This is a genomic window from Yaniella sp., from assembly GCF_030453185.1.
GTDB lineage: Bacteria > Actinomycetota > Actinomycetes > Actinomycetales > Micrococcaceae > Yaniella.
The window spans coordinates 1-22,271 of record NZ_JAKDKW010000003.1; the positions used below are offsets into that span (position 1 = coordinate 1).

Below are 22,271 nucleotides of genomic sequence, written 5' to 3' on the forward strand. Positions count from 1 at the left end.
CGGACGCCACCCAGAACTCGCCCTAGAACTCACCCGACTTTGAAATAGCCCTGCCGGATTTGTCGAGGCGGCTTGCATTAGCTATGATGAGACTCTGGTGTAAGTCGCACACCAGATTTTTTGTTCGATCAAACCTAAGGGCAGTGGCGCAATTGGTAGCGCAACGGTCTCCAAAACCGTAGGTTGCAGGTTCGAGTCCTGTCTGCCCTGCGCATGAGGTTCGAAAGAATCGAAGAACCTATCAGCAAAACCGTATGTAGCGAGGATCTGTGAGCAATACATCAACATCCCCGGACGCTGAGAAGCGCGGGTTTTTTGCTCGCATCATGATGTTCTTGCGTCAAGTCATCGATGAGATGCGCAAGGTCGTTACCCCGACCCGGCAAGAATTGATTAAAATGACGGGAACCGTCCTGGTCTTCGTGGTCATCATTATTGCGCTGGTGAGCCTGCTCGACTGGCTGTTCGGTATGGGTGCATCCTGGGTGTTCGGTAGTTCTGACGGCCTCTAAAAACTTCACATGCATCGCGGGGGACTTCCCGTTAGTGAAGATGTCAGTAAATACCCGTGATTGACCGTTGAGAAAGCAGGATACCTAGTGTCGGAGAACGAACTCGATCCAAATTTCGAAACCGAGGCTGAAGAAGTAGCCGCTTCGGTTGACGATGCGAACGACGACGTCGCACAGGAGAAGCAAGAACCCGCTGAAGCCGCCGCTGACGTCGAAAATAGCGACGAGCAGGTAGACGACCAAGCTGATTCTGACGCCGACGAGGTAGCAGTTAAAGATCCAGCTGAAGTTGCTGAAGAAGTCGCAGCTGAGCAAGATCTTGATGCCGCGTCCGTAGATACCGAAGTTCCACAGGAACCTGCTGTGAAAGATCCTGAGCAAGTCGCGGACGAACTGCGTGCTCGACTACGCCGCGCTCCAGGCGACTGGTATGTGATTCACACTTACTCTGGCTATGAGCGTCGCGTTAAAGCAAACCTTGAAACACGGAGCCAGACCCTCGAAGTCGAAGATGACATCTATGAAATCGAAGTTCCGATGGAAGAAGTTGTCGAGATCAAAAACACCGTACGCAAGGTGATTAGCCGCGTACGTGTGCCAGGCTACGTACTGGTCCGCATGGATATGACCGAAGATGCCTGGGCTGCGGTCCGTCACACGCCGGGTGTTACCGGCTTTGTTGGCAACGCATATGACCCAGTGCCACTGACGCAGCAGGAAGTCTTCGACATGCTGGCACCGTCCCTGATCCAAGAGGCAGCGAAAGAAGCCGAGAAGGCGGGCGCGCCACTCAAAGGTGAGGCCGCCCAAGAAGCTTCACCAGAGGTATCCGTGGACTACCAGGTTGGCGACTCCGTCACAGTCAAGGAAGGTCCATTCGAATCCTTGCCTGCTACGATTTCCGAAGTCAAAGTTGAATCTCGTCAGCTCGTAGTTCTTGTGACCATTTTCGAACGCGAAACCCCTGTGACCCTTGGCTTCCACGAAGTGTCCAAGGGAGAATAACCGCATAAAGACTTCATTACAGGCCCGAAGGCTTTGTTTGGGCCCGTAATGTTCAGATCACCGCGCCACGGTGATCGCCCCGTCACCCACGCTCCTGTGGTTGGCGTTATCCAAAGAAGAAAAGGACCCCAAAATGGCCCCAAAGAAAAAGGTCTCCGGTCTGATTAAACTCCAGATCGAAGCGGGTGCAGCGTCACCTGCTCCACCAGTTGGCCCAGCACTTGGTCAGCACGGTGTCAACATGATGGAGTTCGTCAAGGCCTACAACGCCGAAACCGAATCCATGCGCGGAAACATCGTTCCGGTAGAAATTACCGTTTACGAAGACCGCTCATTCACCTTCATCACCAAAACCCCACCTGCATCACAGCTGATCAAAAAAGCAGCTGGCATTGCAAAGGGTTCTGGCACCCCACACACCGTCAAAGTTGGCTCGATCACCACGGCTCAGGCAGCAGAAATTGCCGAAACTAAAATGCGTGACCTCAACGCCAACGACATCGACGCCGCAACCAAGATCGTTGCCGGCACTGCCCGTTCCATGGGCATCACGGTCGAAGACTAACTCACAACTTCTCAAATCCCCGTGGTAGGGCCGAGCGCGGTCCGACGACACCACAACTGCATAAGGAGAACAAGCAGATGGCAAAGCGCAGCAAAGCATATAAGGCAGCCGCGGCAAAGGTCGAAGACCGCCCGTACGCACCAGCCGAAGCAATTGCTCTAGCCCAAGAGGTCAACCCGTCCTCCAAGGACACCACCGTAGAAGTCGCAATGCGCCTCTCGGTTGACCCACGTAAAGCAGACCAGATGGTTCGCGGAACCGCGATCCTGCCACACGGTACCGGTAAAACCGCCCGCGTGGTCGTATTCGCAACTGGCGCCAACGCAGAAGCAGCAGTAGAAGCTGGCGCAGACTTCGTTGGTTCCGATGACCTGGTAGAACGCATCCAGGGTGGCTGGACTGACTTCGACGCCGCCGTTGCATCACCGGACATGATGGGCCAGGTTGGTCGCCTTGGTAAAATCCTCGGCCCGCGTAACCTGATGCCGAACCCACGTACCGGCACCGTCACACCAAACGTTGCACAGGCAGTCCAGGACATCAAAGGCGGTAAAATCGACTTCCGCGTCGACCGTCACGCGAACCTGCACTTCATTATCGGGAACACCAGCTTCACCGCTGAACAGCTCACCGAGAACTACGCAACAGCACTTGACGAAGTCCTTCGTCTGAAACCATCCGCAGCCAAAGGTCGTTACATCACCAAAGCAACTGTAACCACCACATTCGGCCCCGGCGTTCAGATCGATCCAAACGTCACTCGCGTACTCCCAGAAGACGACGAGTAAATTAGCGCCCACATACCGTGGGCACTAAATGATTGAAACGGGCCAGGAAGAGTAATTCTTCCTGGCCCGTTTTTCTATGCCTGTTGGCTGCTGTTAGACAAGCCTCTAGCGGGGACTATTGAACTTCGAAGAAGACCCCGTCACCAAACATGCTTGGTGACAGCAGAATGTTGCCATTTTCAACATCATCCAGCGGCACCTCAACTGCAAAGTTGCCCGTGGTCGATGCTCCCTCGTAGAGCGTCTCAGACCGGTTGAAGTAGTCCGGCGCAATCACCATATTCGCGGTGCTGTCAAAAGAGTTGCCTTCAGATGTCACAAACTCCACGCGGATACCGCCAAGGGAGTCACCGGCTGCTTCGTTACCGATGTAGGTTGCAGTGACGTTTGCCAGAACGTAACCGTGCCCCTCCGCCGGGGCGTCATTGAGTGGGTTCTCCGCCAAGACTGCATCGGTGGCGTTCAAATCCACACTATTGACCGTGACTTCCCAGTCAGACTCGCTGATAGGCGTTCCTAAGGCCAGCGGATTCTCTCGGGAGCCCTCTTTTGCTCCTTCCTCGGCTGCAGCTTCGTCACCGACTATGCTCTCTTCGACTTCACCACCGTCAACTGGAGACTGGATTTCTACATTCTCGTTGAAGGCTTCGTCCACAGCGGTGGTGACGACCGCGAAGAACACGATGACGCCGATGACCGTACCGAGAACAGAGATTATTAATGCCGCAATGCCCTGACCGCGCTTCTGGTTTTTTAAGAAGAGCGAAACGATAGAGAGGATAAAAGCGATCGGCAGCAGGATCCAGCCGATAATCAATGCTCCCGGGATCACCGCAAAGACCGCACCAACAATGGCCGTGATCAGCGCGATCAAGCCCACTGTGTTTCGCGTTTTCTTGGCTGGGGGAGGGGTCTGAGCCTGTTGGGATGGTGGATAAATGTCGGAACCGGTAGTCATATCGACCTTTCTTGCGGGTGTGAGTTCAAAACCTTTGACGCTTCCCACGTTATGAATAATGCGCCGGCAGCTGCAGGACGATTCGGGTAGAACTTGATACCCGATCGGGTATGCACGTTGCCCCAAAAGTGTGATCGCAGAAACCCGGTGGGCTGGATAGACTGAACAATCATGACGAGGACGATAAAACACCGTATTTGGTCTGTGCTGCAACAGACACTGACCATAGCCCTGATGATGTTTTCGGGCCTTATCGTCGCCGTTCTAGCGAGCATGAGCGCACCAGAAAACTACACCGATCCCACGATGCAAGAGGTCAGCGATCTCGGCGCTATGCGCGCAGCCCTGGCCTTACTGTTGCTATTATTCATCCCGTGGTATCGGAAAATACCGCTGGTGCTGATCATCATCGGTGGTTTCTATGCCGTTATTGTCCAAGGCGACCCGTTCGTCCTGGCTATCGGCTTGACGGTCTGGATCGTCCGTGCCCAACAGCGGTGGCAATGGATCATCGCTTTCGGTGGTTTAGCGGCCATACTGCTCAACATGGGCTGGCATATCTTTGGGGTCCTGAGACAAGGAGATCATGTACCGACAGCCGAAGGTATTCTCATTATTCTCATCCTGGGGTTCGCAGCTATCGGTCTGGTGTTGTCTATATCGTTGATGACTCGTCAGCGTCGCAAGATTGATCAGGCCCACGCAGAAGTAGAAGCCGTGGAACATGACCGCGATGTGATCTCTTCGGAAATGACCCGCCAAACAGAACGAGAGTACCTGGCACGCGAGGTGCACGACACTCTGGCCCAGCGATTGACCGCCTTGTCATTACAAACCGGACAAATGCAAAAGTCGCTGACGGTCACTGATCAAGGTGAACTCGCCGCCGCCCTGCAAGAAACCAAGCACTATTCGGACCAAGCGCTCCGGGACCTTCGGACTCTGGTCTCATCGCTGCGCGATCAAGGGGAGCAAGAGCCCCTCGTACCATCAGTTGCACCTGCTGGTTTCCAAGACCTCCGAACACTCCTGGACGACGCCGCACAACAAGGGCTCACGATCCACCCGCAGGTACTCTTGGACAGCTACGATTCGGCACCCGACGAACTGCAGCGCGCGGTCTTACGCATCAGCCAAGAAGCGCTGACCAACGTGATGCGTCATAGCGCAGACAAAACGGTGCATGTTCGCATCGACGGACAACCAGGCCACGGCGTCTCTTTAGAATTTACAAACCGCACTAACTCCACCCAGCACTTCGATCGCGGAACCGGGACGGGACTGCTGGGTATCACCGAGCGTGCCCAACTCCTGGGAGGAACAGCGCAAGAAGCGTTGCTGGAAGAACACTTCCGACTGACCGTTAAACTCCCATGGACTGTGGAATAACCAACCCGGTCTTAAACGTGTCCCACCCTCGGTGCTAGGCTTTGCATGTGCTTACGAGGGTATTGATAGTAGACGACGAGACGATGACGCTGCGCAATCTCGTGGCAATCGTTGAAGATGAGGCATCGTTGGAAGTCGTTGCAACCGCCCAAAACGGTGTGGATGCTCTCCAACAGACCCGTGACACTCGACCCGACGTCGTTGTGATGGATTTATATCTGCCCGGTGAGTTTGACGGGGTTGAGGCCATCCGGCGCATTCACACCCTATTGAACCCTCCCAGGGTTATTGCTACAACGAGCTTTGACCTGGAATCCTATACGCGCGGGGCTCTTGAAGCTGGTGCCGTGGGATTCATTTTGAAAAATGATGCCGAGACCTATCTGACCCGCGCAATCCAAGCCGCTGCGGAGGGGGACCCGATAGTCTCTCCACAGACGACCAGCCGTCTGATAAAAAGCTTCCTGAAACCGACAACTGCACCTGAGATTGCTCAAGCACGTGAACGGATCGGCAGCTTGACTCCGCGAGAACTGCAGGTGGCCCATATGATCGGGCATGGAAAATCGTATAAGCAGATTGCAACTGAACTCCATATTGCAGCCGATACGGTTAAATCGACAGTGACTCGAGCGTTGCAGAAATCCGGTGCTGACAACGGCGCTCAATTAGCATTCTTTGTGGGGCAAGCGCGATTGGATATCGAAGGCGCTGTGTAGATCCGCTTGGTCATATCTGTCGCACACTGTCGATTTGCAATTCAGTGTTTGTGCTCTGTAAAGTAAAGCCTACCGAAGACCGCCGGTTGTATTCATCTGTGCAAAATGGATGAAACTGTAAAAGCTCATCATATGAGCGGCCCGCGCAGGTGAACATGAGAGCATAGACCAATTGCGTTTTCTACGCAGTCAAGAATCTTTGCGCCCTGTGCACCTGCACGGGGCGTTTTTGTGTTTGAGCGGCCGGCATATCCACGAAGGAAGGAGTGCCATGGCGAATGCTGAAAAAACTGCAGCCGTGGAAGAGCTGACGGAACTGTTCCGCAACTCATCCTCAGCTGTAGTCACAGAATACCGTGGTCTCACCGTAGATGAGATCACGACCTTGCGTCGCGATCTGGGTGAGAACGCTACTTACGCCGTGGCGAAGAACACGCTGACTGCCATTGCGGCAGAAAAGGCCGGAGTTACTGCTCTCGAGGGCAAGCTCACTGGTCCTACCGCAATCGCTTTCGTCTCGGGTGAAACCGTTGACGTCGCAAAGGTAGTGCGTGATTTCGCCAAAGGCCACGACAAGTTGGTCATCAAGGGCGGCTACATGGATGGCCAGCCACTTGAAGAAGCTGACGTTATTCAGCTGGCTGACCTCGAGTCACGTGAGGTCCTGCTATCTAAGATGGCTGGTGCAATGAAGGGCTCCCTGTCCAAGGCTGCCGCTACGTTCCAGGCCCCACTCGAAAAGGCTGTTCGTCTCGCAGAAGCGCTGCGCGAGAAGCAAGACGAAGCTGCCTAATTCATGGCACCACGCGTGCCGCCTCAACTCAACACACGACTTTTAAGGAGCCAATACCATGGCAAAAATGTCAACTGAAGAACTGTTGGATCAGTTCAAGGAACTGTCCCTGCTCGAACTGTCCGAATTCATCAAGGCTTTCGAAGAAGAATTCGACGTAACCGCTGCAGCTCCAGTTGCAGTTGCTGCAGGCGCCCCAGCCGGTGGCGACGACGCAGCTGCTGAAGAAGAGCAGACCGAATTTGACGTTGTCCTCGAATCCCCTGGCGATGCCAAGATCGGTGTCATCAAGGAAGTACGCGCTCTGACCTCCCTGGGTCTGAAAGACGCAAAAGACCTGGTTGACGCTGCACCAAAGGCTGTTCTGGAAGGCGTTGACAAGGCTGCCGCAGACGCTGCCAAGGAAACTCTGGAAGGCGCAGGCGCTACCGTAACCCTGAAGTAAACTTCAGACCGCTACGGTCAGCATCAGCTCTGATCTGATTTCAACTTCACCCTCGCTGTGTACATGCAGCGGGGGTGAAGTGTTTTAACACCGAAACATCTTGCTTGTCACCTATTAGTCGCCGATTATTCACCTGTAGAGAGTCCGCACCTTGAGCGCAGGTAACATCAGCGGCGTACAAACACAGATAGCAGCTGACTTCTAGGCGAGGAACGGTTATGAAATGGGCCTTTGTCCGTCACGGACGCACCGAGTGGAACAAGAAGCGACTCCTTCAAGGTCGTACGGATAACCCGCTGAGTGCCGAAGGCTATTTCGAATCCACCAAAGCCGCACAAACTCTGCAACGGATGGGACACTGGCATGCAATTTACTCCTCACCACTCACGCGCTCTGTTCAGACAGTTCAACGCGCTGCAGAAATCCTGGGCATCGCCCGTGTGCACGTCGTCGATAATCTGATAGAACGTGATTTCGGGCCAGCCGAGGGCGTCCATCTTGGTGATTTCGACGAAGAAACACTCACCGAACTTATGTGTGCCGAGGAATCTGACGAAGAAGTCCAACACCGCGCACTCCATGCCTTTCGACACATTGCCGAACGGCACCGCAGCCGTAACGTGATCCTTGTTGGCCACGGGGCGCTGTTCCGACTCGGACTCTCAGCAGCCCTGGGGTACGACCATCCACAAATTCTCAATGGCGACATCTGTGAGTTTCCGGCTGAACTCTTCCAGGACCTTTAACCTACGATGACACACATGTCCCATCAGGTCACTCCGAAAACTCGCCGGTCATTCATCGGACATCTCCGAGCTGCCATTGCACGATTATCTCCAACGGAACAACGCGTGGTCGAAGTGCTCTTGGCCGATACGAACCACATTGCCCAATCCAGTGCTATGGCGATCGCTCAAGCAGCCAATACATCCTCTGCGACTGTCGTGCGGACGACCCAAAAACTTGGTTACCCCGGTTATAACGCCCTGCGCAACGACGTCATCCGGTTCAGCATGCAAGAACCGCTGAGCGCCACGGACACCGGTGGCGCGCCGGTTGATGCCGCTCCGGATGTGATGGACCACGTGTTCTTGACGGCAGTTGAAGAGCTGCAGACCGCCTCGGATACATTGGACAGACAACAATTTGCTGATGCCGTAGAGGTCCTCGACGCTGCGCAGAAAATCGTATTTATTGGTTCGGGCGAATCTTCCATGCCGGCACAGGAAGCTGCGCTGCGCTTCATGATGTATGGCAGAGACGCGGTTGCGCCAACCGATGTGCTCCAACAACAGTTCGGCGCCCGATTGCTGACATCTCATGATGCGCTCGTCGCGGTGAGTTATAGCGGTGCCAATAAGCACACCCTCGAGGCGGTAGAGACGGCACGGATTTCACGGGTCCCAGTCATCGGTATTACCAGCACTGCGCGGTCTCCGCTGGCCGAACTGACAGATATGTTGTTGGTCATGGCATCACCAACGCCTGTTTCAGAGCCGCTCATCGGGCGTATCGCTCATTCACTTGTACTCAATGGTCTCAACCAGGCCGTCTTACGAAATCAGCAGCCGCAAGCTTTCGGGCCCTCGGACGCTTTAGCCGATGTCTTTGCCCGGACACTCACGGAACAGCAGGACAAGTAGCAAGGATCACACTGTTCTGCACATAGTTATTTGAGACTTTACTCAAGATAGCTTCAGGTGACACATCGCGTTCACCTTGGTTCGTTGCAATAAGGACTGTAAGCAAATTACGGAACTTTAGAAATCTTGTAACGAGGTGAGGTTTTGGCGTCACAGCCAATCGCACAGTTGGTTCAGTTGCCGAATTTTCGAGCGCTGCCGAACCAGCGGGCGCCCCAACTATTCCGCTCCGGTGCGCTCTCTGAGCTGACACCGGCGGGACAGCAAGAACTGCAGCAACACGACATTGCCTGTGTCATCGATCTGCGAGAACCATATGAGATCGCCGAGGCATCAGATTTCATCGACCAGTACACGTACGTCAACGTACCGCTGTATCGAGGCCAAGTGCCGCTAGCCGCTGCGATCGATGACGTATATCGGCTGCTGCTGATGGAACGCGGAAATCGAATAGCTGCCGCTGTGCAAGCCATTATCCAGTATATGGACCGCCGGGTCGTTGTGCATTGCAAGGCTGGAAAGGATCGAACCGGGCTCGTCGTTGCGTTGATGATGGCAGCCGCCGGCGTACCCACCGAAGTGCTCGTGGCCGATTACACGCAATCGGCCGACAACCTTTCGCCTGCGTATCGCCGACAGGTGACCCACCAACTCGAGACAGAACTCGCGGATAACCCGGAGGGTTTCAAAACCGCTATGCAGTTGCATATGGCTTCTCCGGGCGCAGCGCTACAACGGGCACTGGAACTCGTTGGCACCAAGTTCGGCTCGGCCAAGCAATATCTCGCAGTACACGGTGTCTCGGCTGAACAACTGGCGCTGCTCGAAACCCATTTTGCTGTGGGGAGCAACGCTTAATGGCCGCCGCTGACGCTCGATTCATTCACATTACTGATCTGCATCTGACCAGTAACGACCAACTCCTCTACGACCGCATTGATACGTGGCAGCGCCTATGTACCGCGTTGTCAGCAGCCGGCCACTTCACCCCAGACGCCGTACTGGTCACGGGCGATCTCTACAACAGCGAGAGTCTTGCCACGTCAGATCTCACCGCCCTGATCGACAAAGCCAGCCAAGAGTTGGATTGCCCCGTACTAGTTCTACCGGGCAATCATGACAACCCGAACGCAGATATTTATGGAACAGACCAGGCCGTGGCTATCGGACCGGAACCCGGCGACCATGTGTACCGCATTGGCGATATGCGGGTGATGACGCTCAACACCCACGGCCAGGGCGCTCTGCAGGGGCATCTGACTGATACACAACTGGACTGGCTTGGCTCTGAACTGCAAACCGTAGCCCCGTCGGGCACTGTGTTGGCGATGCATCACCCACCGACACCGACAGCCCATGACTTCCTCTCCACGGTGGGTCTTGCTGATCCGCGTCGTTTGGCAGCGGTCCTGACAGCGACAGATGTTCGGCTGATTGTCAGCGGGCATCTGCATTTCCCCACCGCATCAATGCTCGGAGCGATTCCGGTCTGGAGCGGACCGGCGCTGGCGTACCAGCAAAACGCCTACGCACCACGAGGCACGTTGCAGGGCATCGACGCGCCCGGCATCAGCGTGATCGACTTCTTTGCTGATACGCACGCCATCGTTCCGGTACCACTCGACATTCCAACCGCACTGTTTAGTCGTCCACTACCCAACTAACCCGATCTCACACCACACAGTTATCAGGAGAACACGATGAAACGTTTCACCAAAGCAGCACTGCCATTTGCACTCGTGGCCGCACTGGCGCTAGCCGGTTGCTCGACCGACACTTCCGACACAGCCAAGGCCGAAGGTTCATCAGATGAACTGTCCGGCACGATCACGTTATACACATCCGAACCGCAAGAAAAAATCGACGAAATTATCGCAGACTTCACCAGCGAACATCCTGAGGTCACCGTTGAAACCTTCCGCGCTGGCACCGGTGAACTCACCGCCAGAATAGCCACAGAACAAGAAACCGGCGAACTTCAGGCAGATGTGCTGCTGGCCGCGGATGTTCCAACGTTTGAAGCATATGTTGAAGACGACGTGCTGGCCCCACTTGAAGTCGACAACGCAGCAGAGCTCGAGGACACCTACGTCGATCCGGAAGGCTACTGGGTTGGAACACGTGTCATCCCAACCGTATTGGCCTACAACACCAACATCATGGACACGCCTCCTGAGTCCTGGCAGGAGATGACCGATGAGGAATACGAGGGCCAAATCTCTATGCCAAACCCAGACGTATCTGGTGCGGCAGCATTCAACGCAGCCGTCTGGCTCGACGACGAGAAGCTGGGGGAGCCATGGCTTGAAGATCTCTTGGCCAATAACCCAACCATTCTGGAATCGAACGGTCCCGTAGGCCAAGCCGTTGCTGATGGCACCACTGGCGTTGGCGTCGTCGTGGATTACCTAGCCCGGGAACTGAACGAACAGGGATCACCAATCGATCTCGTCTATCCATCCGATGGCGCACCATACGTCTCGCAGCCGGCCGGCATTTTCTCCGATGCCGAAAACCCTGAAGTAGCCAACGCCTTCATCGATTACCTCATCTCAGAGGAAGGCCAAACGACTGCGGTCGAACAGTCCTACTTGCCCGTGCGATCTGACGTTGGCGTACCAGAAGGTGCCCCATCCATGGACGAACTAGAACTCCTTGACCCAGACCTGGACCACATTGCTGACATCCAGTCCGAATCAGTTGATCACTTCAACTCACTCTTGGACTAAATTCCTATGATTGACACCAAACCCACACCCGGTGAGGTTGCCTCCGAGACCTCGAACCCGGTGATCCCTGCCTCGGTAAGTCCCACCCCTACGCCACGCTGGCACCAGCGGATCAACGGTACAGATGGTCTCCGGCTCCTACGAGTTGCAGTGTTGTTGGGACTCGCCGGCGTCGTTGTTGTTCCAATTGTGGCGACCATAGTGATGGGGTCTCGAGCTGATTTCGCAGTACTGCTGACGGACCCTGCCGTCTATGATGCGACGCGCAACTCGCTGGTCTCTTCGGCGGTGTCGGCGCTCGCGGCCACCGCACTGGGTGTTGGGTTCGCGGTCGTGTTTGAACGCTTCCGTTTTTCGGGGCAGAACCTCCTGCGCTGGTTTCTCCTCATCCCATTCCTCATCCCACCGTTCATTGGGGCCATGTCCTGGATGGCCCTGCTGGGAGTCAACGGGCCAGCCAATCAGTTGCTCTCCCAGTTGGGCATAGACCACACGTTTTCGATTTTCGGCGGCACTGGCGTCATCTTCCTGTTGACCATCCACTCCTATCCGATTGCCTACCTGGTGATTTCCGCAGCCATTCGCCAGGTGCCCGGCAACTTAGAAGAAGCCGCTCGAATGTCGGGTGCGAGCAACTGGACCGTCTTGCGGACGGTCACCCTGCCACTCATTCGTCCGGGTATGACGGCGGCGTTCATGCTGACCTTCGTCTCGAGTCTTTCGGATTTTGGGATACCAGCGCTGATCGGATTGCCCGAGCGCTATACAACGTTGACGACGCTCGTGTACCGGCAATTATCCTCACCATCGTCGTCCAATCCACTGCCAGAAGTTTCGGCCATCTCCATGGTGTTGATGGCAGTAGCTTTGGTGGCCCTGTTGGCACAGCGCGGCCGCGCCCAATCAACCCAAATCATAGCTTCAGCATCGACCAGACACTATCAAACCGGTGTGCTTGGTTTCGTTGCCATGGTCTTGACCTGGCTGTGGGTGATTGTGGTGTCCATCTTGCCGCTGCTTGCCCTGGCGAGTCAGGCCCTGTTGCCAGCACCCGGTGTTCCCTTGACCTTGGAGAACATTACCCTGGACAACATCATCACGGCGGTGACATCACCAACCGCGGTGACTGGTATACAGAATTCTGTCATGCTGGCAGCGGGCGCCGCTGTGATCACCGCGATACTCGGCCTGGGAGTGGCACTGTTGTTGGCTCGTTCCAACCATCCGGTCAATCCCAGTATCGATGTCGTCGCCAACCTGCCTCAAGCGCTCCCCGGCCTGGTGATAGCCGTCGGGTGGCTACTCGTTGCCCCGGCACTAGGAATTTTCAACACGCCGGTGGTCATTCTAGTGGCCTACGTGATGGCGTTCCTCGCATTGGTGGTGCAGCAACTCCGCGGTCCCTTGGCCAGCGTTTCAGCCACGCTCGAGGAAGCTGCGACCATTTCTGGTGCCTCACGTCTGCGGGCCATCATCGGGGTGACCGGCAGGATTGTCGCACCGGTAGTTGTCACCGGCGCTGTGATGGTCTTTTTGACTGCTGTGCGAGAACTGACGATCTCAATTTTGCTTGTGGCACCTGGCTCGCAAACCCTCGGGGTAGCGATCTTCAACTTACAACAGGCCGGGAACTACAACGCGGCGTCAGCATTGGCCCTGATTGTTGCCATCGTGGGGATAGCTGGATTGAGCATCACGGCCGCTGTGACTTCGAAACGACAAGGAAAGTAATATGGCTAAGCTCCAACTGACCGACGTCCAGCATGTGTACCCCAACGGTCATCGGGGACTGCGGGACATCAACTTGAGTATTGAACCGGGGGAGTTCATCACGCTGGTCGGGCCCTCAGGGTCGGGGAAAACGACGCTGTTGCGTACCATCGCCGGATTCCTCCAGCCCAGCAACGGCATGGTGGATATCGGTGGTACCCGGGTGGCCGATGACAAGTCCTGGGTTGGCCCCGAACGACGCGACCTTGGCATGGTGTTCCAAGAACATGCGGTGTGGCCACACCTCACAGTGTTCCAAAACGTGGCTTATCCGTTGCAACGCAAACGCGTAGCAAAAACAGCAATTACCCGGCAAGTTGCTGATGTCCTGGAAGAAGTCGGGTTGTCAGAGCATGCTCAGCAGAAACCCGCCGCACTGTCTGGCGGTCAGCGGCAACGTGTCGCACTGGCACGAGCAATCGTCTCGAAACCACAGGCACTACTCTTAGATGAGGCCCTGTCAGCGCTTGATGAACCGTTGCGTGCACGGCTGCGCCAACAACTGCGCCGTCTCACCCAGGATGAAGGCCTCACCACCGTTCATGTGACACACGATCGTACCGAGGCACTGGCGCTGGCAGACCGTGTGGTTGTGCTCAATGGCGGACGTATTGTCCAAGATGCACCGCCCGCCGAGATTCTTGCTAACCCGGCGAATTCTTTTGTGGCCGCGTTCATGTCGGACGCGGCGGTGCTGCAGGGCTCCTGGGCAGCCGGGCGGTTCTATCCCGACAACAGAAACCTCCATATCGCTGACGATGCTGTTGTGTCACATCCCGAGGAACAGACCTCAGCCGTCCGCTGCAGAACTACCGTAGCTCCGGAGGATATCCGGTTGGAAACGTTCCGTGGCAATGGACCGGCCGATAGGACCGTCGGGACGGTGACGTCTGTGCTCGCTGGTAGATTTGGTACCGAAATCTCCGTCGACTGGGACGGCGGCACATTCGACGTCTACGCGCCGGTCGGAGCACTGGTGCCCAAGACCTCAGATCGCGTGGTCATCCACATCGATCGGATGCATGTGTTTGAGGATTCTGCACTGACCGCCCATGGAGCATACGCCTAGAACGTGATGCCGGCGTCGATCGCAGCTTGATAGGTATCCAGATCGGCCACCGCGGCGTCGGGCACATCAAGGACCCGATGCTCACAGGTTCGCAGCGTTTTCATGAGCCCCGCATTGATTACGGGTTTGGCAAATACTTGTTCAGCCAGCGGTCGGGGCACATACGATAATAACGGTTGGAGGCGTCCGGCCGCCTGGGTTATCGCCACACCCGCATGTGTTGCAGCATCGTGGTGGTCGAAAAGTTGTGTGAGCCCGTGGGCAATACGAGGCATATCGGCACCGAGCAGCAGCACCCCCTCCGCTACTGTTGCAGGTCCAAACTGTTGGGCAAAGTATTGCAGTCCCGTATATACACCCATATAGGGGCCTGATCGTGGCGGTTCCTCATAGACCGTGGCAATATTGCCGGTCGGCAACGACTGGGGGCCGACTACGACGATGCGCTCGGGTACGACGCGAGCAGCTGCCGCTTCGATCACATGGGTGAGCACGGGCTTGCCCTGAAACCTCAGGAGGGGTTTATCGACCGTGGGCAGGGGACTGGTTGCATGGAGTCGCGAGGATGCGCCACCGGCCAAAATAATGGCGAAAAGGTTTGAATCTTCGGTGGCGACCACGAGCTAACCGCCGATGGCACTCATGCTGCGCTCTGGTTGTACAAAACCGGGCATGCCCAGCCCCGTCTTGGTTTGCCCGTGGGCTTTTGGTTTATGCCACATAGCCTGGCGCCAGGCATCAGCGATTGCTTGGTCCGACGAGCCATCACGCAATAAGTCCATCAGGTCGGTCTCGGTGTGGGAGAACAAACACGACCTGATCTTGGCGTCTGCGGTGATTCGGGTGCGCGTGCAATCAGCACAGAAGGGTTCCGTGACCGAAGCAATGATGCCCACGGTACCGAGCACCTCGTTGGTGGTTGGGTCGATGACATTGAACCGTTCGGCCGGTGCAGAACCGCGGTCGTCTTCATGCGGACTCAACGTATAGGTTTGCGATATTTGATCGCGGATTTCAGCGGCCGTCACCATATTTGCTCGCTTCCAAGCGTGGTCAGCGTCCAACGGCATCTGTTCGATAAAGCGAAGTTTATAACCGTGCTCCAACGTCCAAGTCAGCAGCTCGGTAGCTTCATGATCATTAATGCCCCGGAGCAGTACCGCGTTGATTTTGATGGGGTCTAGGCCGGCCGCTTTCGCAGCATGCAGACCGGAGAGCACCTTGGTGAGTCGATCACGGCGCGTGATTTTGGCAAAGGTTTCGGGACACACGGTATCCAGCGACACGTTAATTCGCGATAACCCTGCAGCGACGAGCGCATCGATTTTGCGCTCGAGGTTGATGCCGTTGGTGGTCAGGGATAAGTCTACTTCCGGGTGGAGATCATGGACGCCCTCGATAATATCGACGAGATCAGCACGGACAAGGGGTTCCCCGCCTGTGAAACGAATTTCTTCAACGCCCAGATGCCGGACGGCGATATCCGCGAGACGAATCGCCTCGTGTGCGGCAATCATGTCGTCTTTTTTCATCCAGTCCAGACCTTCGGCTGGCATACAGTATTGGCAACGCAGATTGCATTTGTCGATTAAGGACATGCGAAGATCTGTGGCGGTGCGGCCAAATTGATCGATCAAGCCTGACAATGAGTGCTCCTTGCCATCGCGACGAATGTAGCGATTGCGTGGAATGTTGGGACGAGTACGCTGTGTTTCGAATTATAGTTAGTCTAGACCCTCTGATATGTGGATGAAAGGGACCGATGGAGCAGCAACTCAGCCACGTCCGCGCCGATGGCTCGGCGCATATGGTGGATGTGACGACAAAAGGTACAACCTCAAGAACCTCTCGAGCCCAAGCTATTGTCCATACTCGCGGTGACGTGGTGGAAATGATCATGGATGCTGATCTCCCGAAGGGTGATGCTTTGCCGGTAGCTCGGGTTGCCGGAATCATGGCCGCTAAGAAAACCTGGGAAACCATCCCGCTGTGTCACCCCATCCCGCTAGGCAAGATCACTGTGGACTTTGAATCCGACGTTGCCAAGGGCACGCTTCGGGTGACCACGCTGGTCAAAACAGTGGGTGTCACCGGCGTGGAAATGGAAGCCCTGTCAGCGGCATCGACCGCGGCTTTGACCGTCTACGACATGATCAAGGCCGTTGATGCTCAAGCGGTGATCTCAGATATAAGGGTCCTGGAAAAAACCGGCGGGAAATCCGGTGACTGGACTGTCGAAAGCACTGGGGACTCTGCATGACCATGTCCTCGGAAAGTTATGCAGCCAGCCTCGCTCAGCTTTTGACCGATACAGTCGGTCAACTCCCGGTCACCACGGTGCCCCTTACCCGCGCTGTCGGGCGACAGCTGGCAGCAGATCTGGTCACGCAGCATCCATCACCACGGTTCGACAATTCCCAAATGGACGGTTACGGAATAGGTTATGCCAACCTGGCTGGCGGTCGCTTCCGTGTCGGTCCCGATGTACCAGCCGGCACTGATCCAGCTGAGATCTACCACTACGGTGTTAACGGCTATGGCCATGACACAGCGGTCCCAATTATGACCGGGGCAAAAATTCCCGACGACGTCGTGGCGATCATCCCGGTAGAACAGGCTGAACCTGCCGCCTTCGTTGACGTTGGCGACTACGTATACCTACCGTCCGTGGACGTCGGACGTTTCATCCGCAAAACGGGCAGTGACATGCAGGCCGGCACGCTGCTGGCTAGCGAAGGCGCCGTCATCGACGCCGCGTTGGTCGCAACGGCCGCGTCCCAAGGAATAGCCGAACTTCCCGTGCGAGCGCGCCCACGCATCGGTGTCATCGCCGGTGGTGACGAAGTGGTCAGCAGCAACACACCAGCGGCAGCAAAAATTTTTGACGCCAACACCCCGTTGGTCCGTAGCCTGGCGCAAACCCACGGCCTAGACATCGTGGCAACCGGCGCCACTACTGACGACCTGCGCGATTTCCGCAGCGTCTTGGACGGCATCATCCGGGACCACAACCCGGATCTCATTCTGACCTCCGGTGGCATTTCGGAGGGCAAATACGAGGTGGTACGACAACTCTTAGAACGTCTCGATACCTCCTGGGTTGGTAAAATACATCAGCAACCCGGTGGGCCGCAGGGTTACGGAGTATATGGCTCTACCCCGATCATTGCGGTTCCCGGTAATCCCGTTTCGACGCTGGTGTCGATGCGCATCTTGGTGCTGCCCGCTATTTGGCAAGCCTTTGAGGTAGGCACCCGACCGGTCAAGATTCAAGCTCGGATCAATAGTTCGGTCACCGGTATCCAGGGCAAAACGCAGTACCGGCGGGCCGTAGTTGGCTTGCATGGTACAGAGGTTATTGCCCAACTCCAGGGCGCTGCAGGATCGCATCTTTTGGCTCAAGCCGTTGGGGCCAACGCGCTACTAGAAATCCCGCCGATGGCACGGATACAGCCGGGCCAGCCGGTGACGGCGCATCTTTTCGCTGATACGAATTGGGATGCCCGAATTGACCCGGTCCCTGCCGTCACTTCAGCGCAGCTAGAGACGCACGTACCTGATAGTCATCCAGGCGAACATCGTCGAGCATTGGTAATTGTTGCTTCGACTCGTGCCGCCGCCGGAGTCTATGAGGACGACGCTGGGCCACAACTGGTCGAATGGTTAGAGTCCAAGGGCTATGACACGCAGCAGGCGCTCGTGGTGGCGGATCATGAATTGGCGACAACCATGGAAAAAGTCGTCGCGGGTGACTACGGTCCGCTCCCAGACGTCTTGATCACTAGCGGCGGAACTGGAGTTTCCCCTACCGATCAAACGGTGGAGGTCATCAGCGAGTATATTGATCAGCCGATGCCCAATGTGATGACATCGGTGCTTCTGGAAGGACTGAAATCCACGCCCAGCGCGGCACTTTCACGTGGTATTGCAGGGCTGATCGGCACCACGTTTGTGGTGACGCTGCCCGGATCTCTTGGGGGAGTGGCCGATGGCATCAGTGTCCTCGACGAACTCATTGATCACATTGTGGAGCAAGTTCGTGGGAAAGATCACAGCCGCTAAGCGATATTTGTCATAGGCGTCTGAAAGTACTGGACAAACAGGCTCACGTCAAGCTAAACTGATTCTTTGCGTATCCCTGTCTCCAGGTCGTTTTGGTGTCGTTCGCTTCGTATGTTGTCGAATGACTCCATCTCCACAGGATCATACACAAGGCCGGTCGACCTTCATATAGCGGTGGGTCCCGTGTCTTAGGAAATGTGGCTACTTGAGAGAACGTACAGGCACTGCGTGCAGATAAATCTTGGAAGGTCTGTGAAAGGATCGCTGTTGGTCGCTTCTAGCACCTCTGACAACACAACCGCTACAAACTATCGACATGGCTCTTCGTCCGGTCGTATTTCTTTTGCAAAGATTAGTGAGCCACTGGAAATCCCTAATCTACTTGCTCTGCAGACGGAGTCATTTGACCGTCTGGTAGGCAACGAGCGTTGGGCCGCACAGGTCGCACACGCAAAAGAAATCGGCGACGATTCGGTCGTCACCACGTCGGGTCTGGGTGAGATTTTTGAAGAAATCTCGCCGATCGAGGACTACCAGGGCACCATGGCCCTCTCGTTTACTGACCCGGAATTCTCAGACCCCAAGATGGGTGCTGAGGAAGCAAAAGAGCGTGACGCGTCTTATGCTGCACCGCTGTATGTTAAAGCCGAGTTCATGAACTACAACACCGGCGAAATTAAACAGCAGACCGTCTTCATGGGTGACTTCCCGCTGATGACTGACGAAGGAACCTTCGTCATCAACGGTACTGAACGTGTCGTCGTATCGCAGTTGGTCCGTTCCCCGGGCGCCTACTTTGAGCGCACCCCGGATAAGACTACTGATAAAGACATTTACACCGCGCGCATCATCCCATCACGTGGTGCCTGGTTCGAGCTGGAAATTGACCGCCGTGACCAGGTGTCAGTACGCCTGGACCGTCGTCGTAAACAACCAGTTACCGTGCTGTTGAAGGCGCTGGGCTGGACCGAAGCTCGCATTCGCGAAGAATTCGGCAACTATGACTCCATGATGCTCACCCTGGAAAAAGATGGCATTACCGACCAGGCGGAAGCACTCAAGGACATCTACCGCAAGCTTCGCCCGGGTGAACCAGTTTCGGTTGACGCCGCGCAAAACCTGCTCGCTAACCTCTACTTCACCGAGCGCCGTTACGACCTGGCTAAAGTCGGCCGGTACAAGCTCAATCGCAAACTCGGTGTTAATGCGCCACTGTCGGATCCATCGTCGATGGTACTCACCGAAGAGGACGTCACCCAGATGGTGCACTTCATTGCTGCACTGCACAACGGTGGCTCCAGCATCAAGGGTGACCGCAAGGGCGAAATTGTTGATATTCCAGTGGAAGTCGATGACATCGACCACTTCGGTAACCGTCGTATCCGTGCAGTCGGTGAACTGATTGAAAACCAGATTCGCACCGGTCTATCTCGTATGGAGCGCGTGGTCCGCGAACGCATGACCACTCAGGATGTCGAAGCCATCACCCCGCAGACGCTGATTAACATCCGTCCGGTGGTAGCCGCGATCCGCGAGTTCTTCGGAACTTCGCAGCTGTCACAGTTCATGGACCAGGGCAACCCGCTAGCCGGCCTGACCCACAAGCGCCGTCTCTCGGCTCTTGGACCAGGTGGTCTGTCTCGTGACCGCGCAGGTATGGAAGTCCGCGACGTTCACCCATCGCACTATGGACGTATGTGTCCAATTGAAACACCGGAAGGCCCAAACATTGGCTTGATCGGTTCAATGGCTACTTACGGCCGCATCAACGAGTTCGGTTTTATTGAAACTCCGTACCGCAAAGTCATTGACAATAAAGTCAGCGACGTCGTTGAATACCTCACCGCTGATGACGAGCTGCATGTGCAGATCGCTCAGGCCAATGCGGTACTGAACGAAGACGGCTCCTTCGCTGAAGAACTCGTCATGTCTCGTCAGCGCGGCGGTGACGGTGAGCCTATCCTCGCCGAACCGACCGACGTTGACTATATGGACGTTTCGCCACGCCAGATGGTTTCCGCTGCAACTGCGCTGATTCCATTCCTGGAACATGACGATGCCAACCGTGCGCTCATGGGCGCCAATATGCAGCGTCAGGCTGTCCCGCTCGTGGAAGCCGAGGCGCCACTGGTTGGTACCGGGATGGAAAAACCAATCGCCATTGACGCCGGAGATTCGACCATTGCGCTGAAACCAGGTGTAGTAACCGAGGTTGCTGCAGACTTGGTAACCGTCATGGAAGACGAGGGCACCACCCGCCACTATCCGCTCTACAAATTCCAGCGTTCCAACCAGGGCAACGCGTACAACCAGGTTGTTCGTGTTTCCGAAGGTGAGCGTGTCGAATACGGTGCGGTACTGGCTGACGGTCCATCCACTGACAACGGTGAATTGGCTCTTGGCAAGAACATTCTCGTGGCCTTCATGCCGTGGGAAGGTCTGAACTTCGAAGACGCTATCATCGTTTCCCAGCGGATGGTCTCCGACGACGTCCTGACTTCAATTCATATTGAAGAGTACGAAGTCGATGCACGTGACACCAAATTGGGTGCCGAAGAAGTCACTCGTGACATTCCAAACGTCTCTGATGAAGTACTGTCTCAGCTCGATGAACGAGGCATCATCCACATTGGTGCCGAAGTTGAAGCCGGGGACATCCTGGTCGGCCGTGTCACCCCGAAGGGTGAGACGGAACTGACACCGGAAGAGCGCCTGTTGCGCGCCATCTTCGGTGAAAAGTCCAAGGAAGTCCGTGACACCTCGCTGAAGGTGCCACACGGTGAATCCGGAACCGTTATCGGTGTACGTATCTTTGACCGCGACGAAGACGACGATCTACCAGCAGGCGTAAACCAGTTGGTCCGTGTCTACGTTGCACAGAAACGTAAGATTACCGACGGTGACAAGATGGCCGGTCGTCACGGTAACAAGGGTGTTATCGCCAAGATTCTCCCTGTTGAAGACATGCCATTCATGGAAGACGGTACTCCTGTCGACATGATCCTGAACCCACTGGGTGTACCAGGACGTATGAACCTGGGCCAGGTTATGGAACTGCACCTCGGCTGGGCCGCCGCCAACGGCTGGAAGATCGAAGGCGAACCAGACTTCCTCAAGAAGCTGCCGAACCTGCCACGCGAAACCGGACCGGTCAATGTGGCCACCCCGGTCTTCGACGGTGCAGAAGCTGAAGAAGTCACCGGTCTACTCGACCACGTCCACCCAACACGCGATGGTGTTCGTCTGGTTGGAAGCAATGGTAAGGCACGACTGCACGACGGTCGCTCTGGCGAACCATTCCCAGAAGAGATCTCCATCGGCTACATGTACATGCTGAAACTGCACCACTTGGTCGACGATAAGATTCACGCACGTTCGACCGGACCGTACTCGATGATTACCCAGCAGCCGCTGGGTGGTAAAGCACAGTTCGGTGGTCAGCGCTTTGGTGAAATGGAAGTTTGGGCACTGGAAGCATATGGTGCCGCATACACCCTGCAGGAACTGCTCACACACAAATCTGACGACGTTCACGGCCGCGTAAAGGTCTATGAAGCGATCGTCAAGGGCGAGAATGTTCCGGAGCCAGGTGTTCCAGAATCATTCAAGGTATTGATCAAAGAAATGCAGTCGCTCTGCCTGAACGTGGAAGTCCTTTCCGCCGACGGCCGCAACATAGAAATGCGTGACTCGGATGAAGATTCATTCCGTGCTGCTGAAGAACTAGGCATCGATCTCTCCCGCGCTGAACCCAGCTCGGTAGAAGAAGTCTAAGTTCACAACACCAAATAGTCTTTATCCACTTAAGAACCAGGAGTTCATCG

21 protein-coding genes and 1 tRNA gene are annotated in these 22,271 nt (G+C 55.8%); 19 read left to right on the forward strand and 3 right to left on the reverse strand.

The features are described from left to right. Positions 1 to 137: 137 nt before the first annotated feature. The 5 genes from L0H14_RS00905 to rplA all read left to right on the forward strand — a co-directional run bounded on the left by L0H14_RS00905 (position 138) and on the right by rplA (position 2,870). A tRNA-Trp gene (locus L0H14_RS00905) sits at positions 138 to 210 on the forward strand. A 116-nt stretch (positions 211 to 326) separates the two neighbouring features. After that, positions 327 to 512, forward strand: coding sequence for a preprotein translocase subunit SecE (gene secE / locus L0H14_RS00910; RefSeq protein WP_301416333.1), 186 nt, complete (start codon positions 327 to 329; stop codon positions 510 to 512). Between the two features lie 87 nt (positions 513 to 599). Next, positions 600 to 1,517 (forward strand): transcription termination/antitermination protein NusG, encoded by a 918-nt coding sequence (gene nusG, locus L0H14_RS00915; protein ID WP_301416324.1) that lies wholly within the window; start codon positions 600 to 602, stop codon positions 1,515 to 1,517. Positions 1,518 to 1,650: 133 nt separating this feature from the next. Beyond that, entirely contained in the window at positions 1,651 to 2,082 is a 432-nt protein-coding gene (gene rplK / locus L0H14_RS00920; protein WP_301416322.1) for a 50S ribosomal protein L11, read from the forward strand. A gap of 77 nt (positions 2,083 to 2,159) precedes the next feature. Further along, the gene (gene rplA, locus L0H14_RS00925; RefSeq protein WP_301416320.1) at positions 2,160 to 2,870 is read left to right on the forward strand and encodes a 50S ribosomal protein L1; all 711 of its coding nucleotides are present in this window, start codon (positions 2,160 to 2,162) and stop codon (positions 2,868 to 2,870) included. A gap of 115 nt (positions 2,871 to 2,985) precedes the next feature. Here rplA and L0H14_RS00930 read toward each other — a convergent pair whose 3' ends face one another. Further along, entirely contained in the window at positions 2,986 to 3,828 is an 843-nt protein-coding gene (locus L0H14_RS00930) for a DUF308 domain-containing protein (protein ID WP_301416318.1), read from the reverse strand. A gap of 171 nt (positions 3,829 to 3,999) precedes the next feature. On the opposite strand from L0H14_RS00930, the gene L0H14_RS00935 reads away from it, so the two are divergent. The 11 genes from L0H14_RS00935 to L0H14_RS00985 all read left to right on the forward strand — a co-directional run bounded on the left by L0H14_RS00935 (position 4,000) and on the right by L0H14_RS00985 (position 14,385). Beyond that, positions 4,000 to 5,217: a sensor histidine kinase gene (locus L0H14_RS00935; RefSeq protein ID WP_301421318.1), complete on the forward strand. Its 1,218-nt coding sequence runs from the start codon at positions 4,000 to 4,002 to the stop codon at positions 5,215 to 5,217. A gap of 47 nt (positions 5,218 to 5,264) precedes the next feature. Continuing rightward, positions 5,265 to 5,936 carry a response regulator transcription factor gene (locus L0H14_RS00940; protein WP_301421319.1) on the forward strand — a complete coding sequence of 224 codons (672 nt, stop codon included), beginning with the start codon at positions 5,265 to 5,267 and terminating at the stop codon, positions 5,934 to 5,936. 271 nt (positions 5,937 to 6,207) lie between these two features. Beyond that, the gene (rplJ, locus tag L0H14_RS00945; RefSeq protein ID WP_301416312.1) at positions 6,208 to 6,729 is read left to right on the forward strand and encodes a 50S ribosomal protein L10; all 522 of its coding nucleotides are present in this window, start codon (positions 6,208 to 6,210) and stop codon (positions 6,727 to 6,729) included. A gap of 58 nt (positions 6,730 to 6,787) precedes the next feature. Further along, on the forward strand, positions 6,788 to 7,174 hold the full coding sequence (gene rplL / locus L0H14_RS00950) for a 50S ribosomal protein L7/L12 (RefSeq protein WP_301416310.1): 387 nt from the start codon (positions 6,788 to 6,790) through the stop codon (positions 7,172 to 7,174). A 218-nt stretch (positions 7,175 to 7,392) separates the two neighbouring features. Then, a complete protein-coding gene (locus tag L0H14_RS00955; protein ID WP_301416308.1) occupies positions 7,393 to 7,920 on the forward strand; it encodes a histidine phosphatase family protein in 528 nt (175 codons plus the stop codon). A gap of 6 nt (positions 7,921 to 7,926) precedes the next feature. Continuing rightward, the gene (locus L0H14_RS00960) at positions 7,927 to 8,817 is read left to right on the forward strand and encodes a MurR/RpiR family transcriptional regulator (protein ID WP_301421320.1); all 891 of its coding nucleotides are present in this window, start codon (positions 7,927 to 7,929) and stop codon (positions 8,815 to 8,817) included. 144 nt (positions 8,818 to 8,961) lie between these two features. Further along, positions 8,962 to 9,675, forward strand: coding sequence for a tyrosine-protein phosphatase (locus L0H14_RS00965; RefSeq protein WP_301416305.1), 714 nt, complete (start codon positions 8,962 to 8,964; stop codon positions 9,673 to 9,675). Continuing rightward, a complete protein-coding gene (locus L0H14_RS00970) occupies positions 9,675 to 10,481 on the forward strand; it encodes a metallophosphoesterase (protein WP_301416303.1) in 807 nt (268 codons plus the stop codon). The genes L0H14_RS00965 and L0H14_RS00970 overlap by 1 nt, the downstream gene beginning before the upstream one ends. 36 nt (positions 10,482 to 10,517) lie before the next feature. Next, positions 10,518 to 11,546: an ABC transporter substrate-binding protein gene (locus L0H14_RS00975; protein WP_301416301.1), complete on the forward strand. Its 1,029-nt coding sequence runs from the start codon at positions 10,518 to 10,520 to the stop codon at positions 11,544 to 11,546. 6 nt (positions 11,547 to 11,552) lie between these two features. After that, positions 11,553 to 13,277 (forward strand): iron ABC transporter permease, encoded by a 1,725-nt coding sequence (locus L0H14_RS00980; RefSeq protein WP_301416299.1) that lies wholly within the window; start codon positions 11,553 to 11,555, stop codon positions 13,275 to 13,277. Between the two features lies 1 nt (position 13,278). After that, the gene (locus L0H14_RS00985) at positions 13,279 to 14,385 is read left to right on the forward strand and encodes an ABC transporter ATP-binding protein (RefSeq protein WP_301416297.1); all 1,107 of its coding nucleotides are present in this window, start codon (positions 13,279 to 13,281) and stop codon (positions 14,383 to 14,385) included. Here L0H14_RS00985 and L0H14_RS00990 read toward each other — a convergent pair. Both L0H14_RS00990 and moaA read right to left on the reverse strand, forming a co-directional pair. Further along, entirely contained in the window at positions 14,382 to 15,005 is a 624-nt protein-coding gene (locus L0H14_RS00990) for a molybdenum cofactor guanylyltransferase (protein ID WP_301416295.1), read from the reverse strand. The genes L0H14_RS00985 and L0H14_RS00990 overlap by 4 nt on opposite strands. A gap of 3 nt (positions 15,006 to 15,008) precedes the next feature. Next, a complete protein-coding gene (gene moaA / locus L0H14_RS00995; RefSeq protein ID WP_336621681.1) occupies positions 15,009 to 16,031 on the reverse strand; it encodes a GTP 3',8-cyclase MoaA in 1,023 nt (340 codons plus the stop codon). 116 nt (positions 16,032 to 16,147) lie between these two features. Here moaA and moaC point away from each other — a divergent pair, with 116 nt between their 5' ends. From moaC to L0H14_RS01010, 3 genes are all read left to right on the forward strand, one after another. Beyond that, complete coding sequence (moaC, locus tag L0H14_RS01000) at positions 16,148 to 16,645, forward strand: cyclic pyranopterin monophosphate synthase MoaC (RefSeq protein ID WP_301416293.1); 498 nt, start codon at positions 16,148 to 16,150, stop codon at positions 16,643 to 16,645. After that, positions 16,642 to 18,447, forward strand: coding sequence for a molybdopterin-binding protein (locus tag L0H14_RS01005; protein WP_301416291.1), 1,806 nt, complete (start codon positions 16,642 to 16,644; stop codon positions 18,445 to 18,447). Before moaC ends, L0H14_RS01005 begins: the two co-directional genes overlap by 4 nt. 267 nt (positions 18,448 to 18,714) lie before the next feature. Continuing rightward, a complete protein-coding gene (locus L0H14_RS01010; RefSeq protein WP_301416289.1) occupies positions 18,715 to 22,221 on the forward strand; it encodes a DNA-directed RNA polymerase subunit beta in 3,507 nt (1,168 codons plus the stop codon). The last annotated feature ends 50 nt before the right edge of the window (positions 22,222 to 22,271 follow it).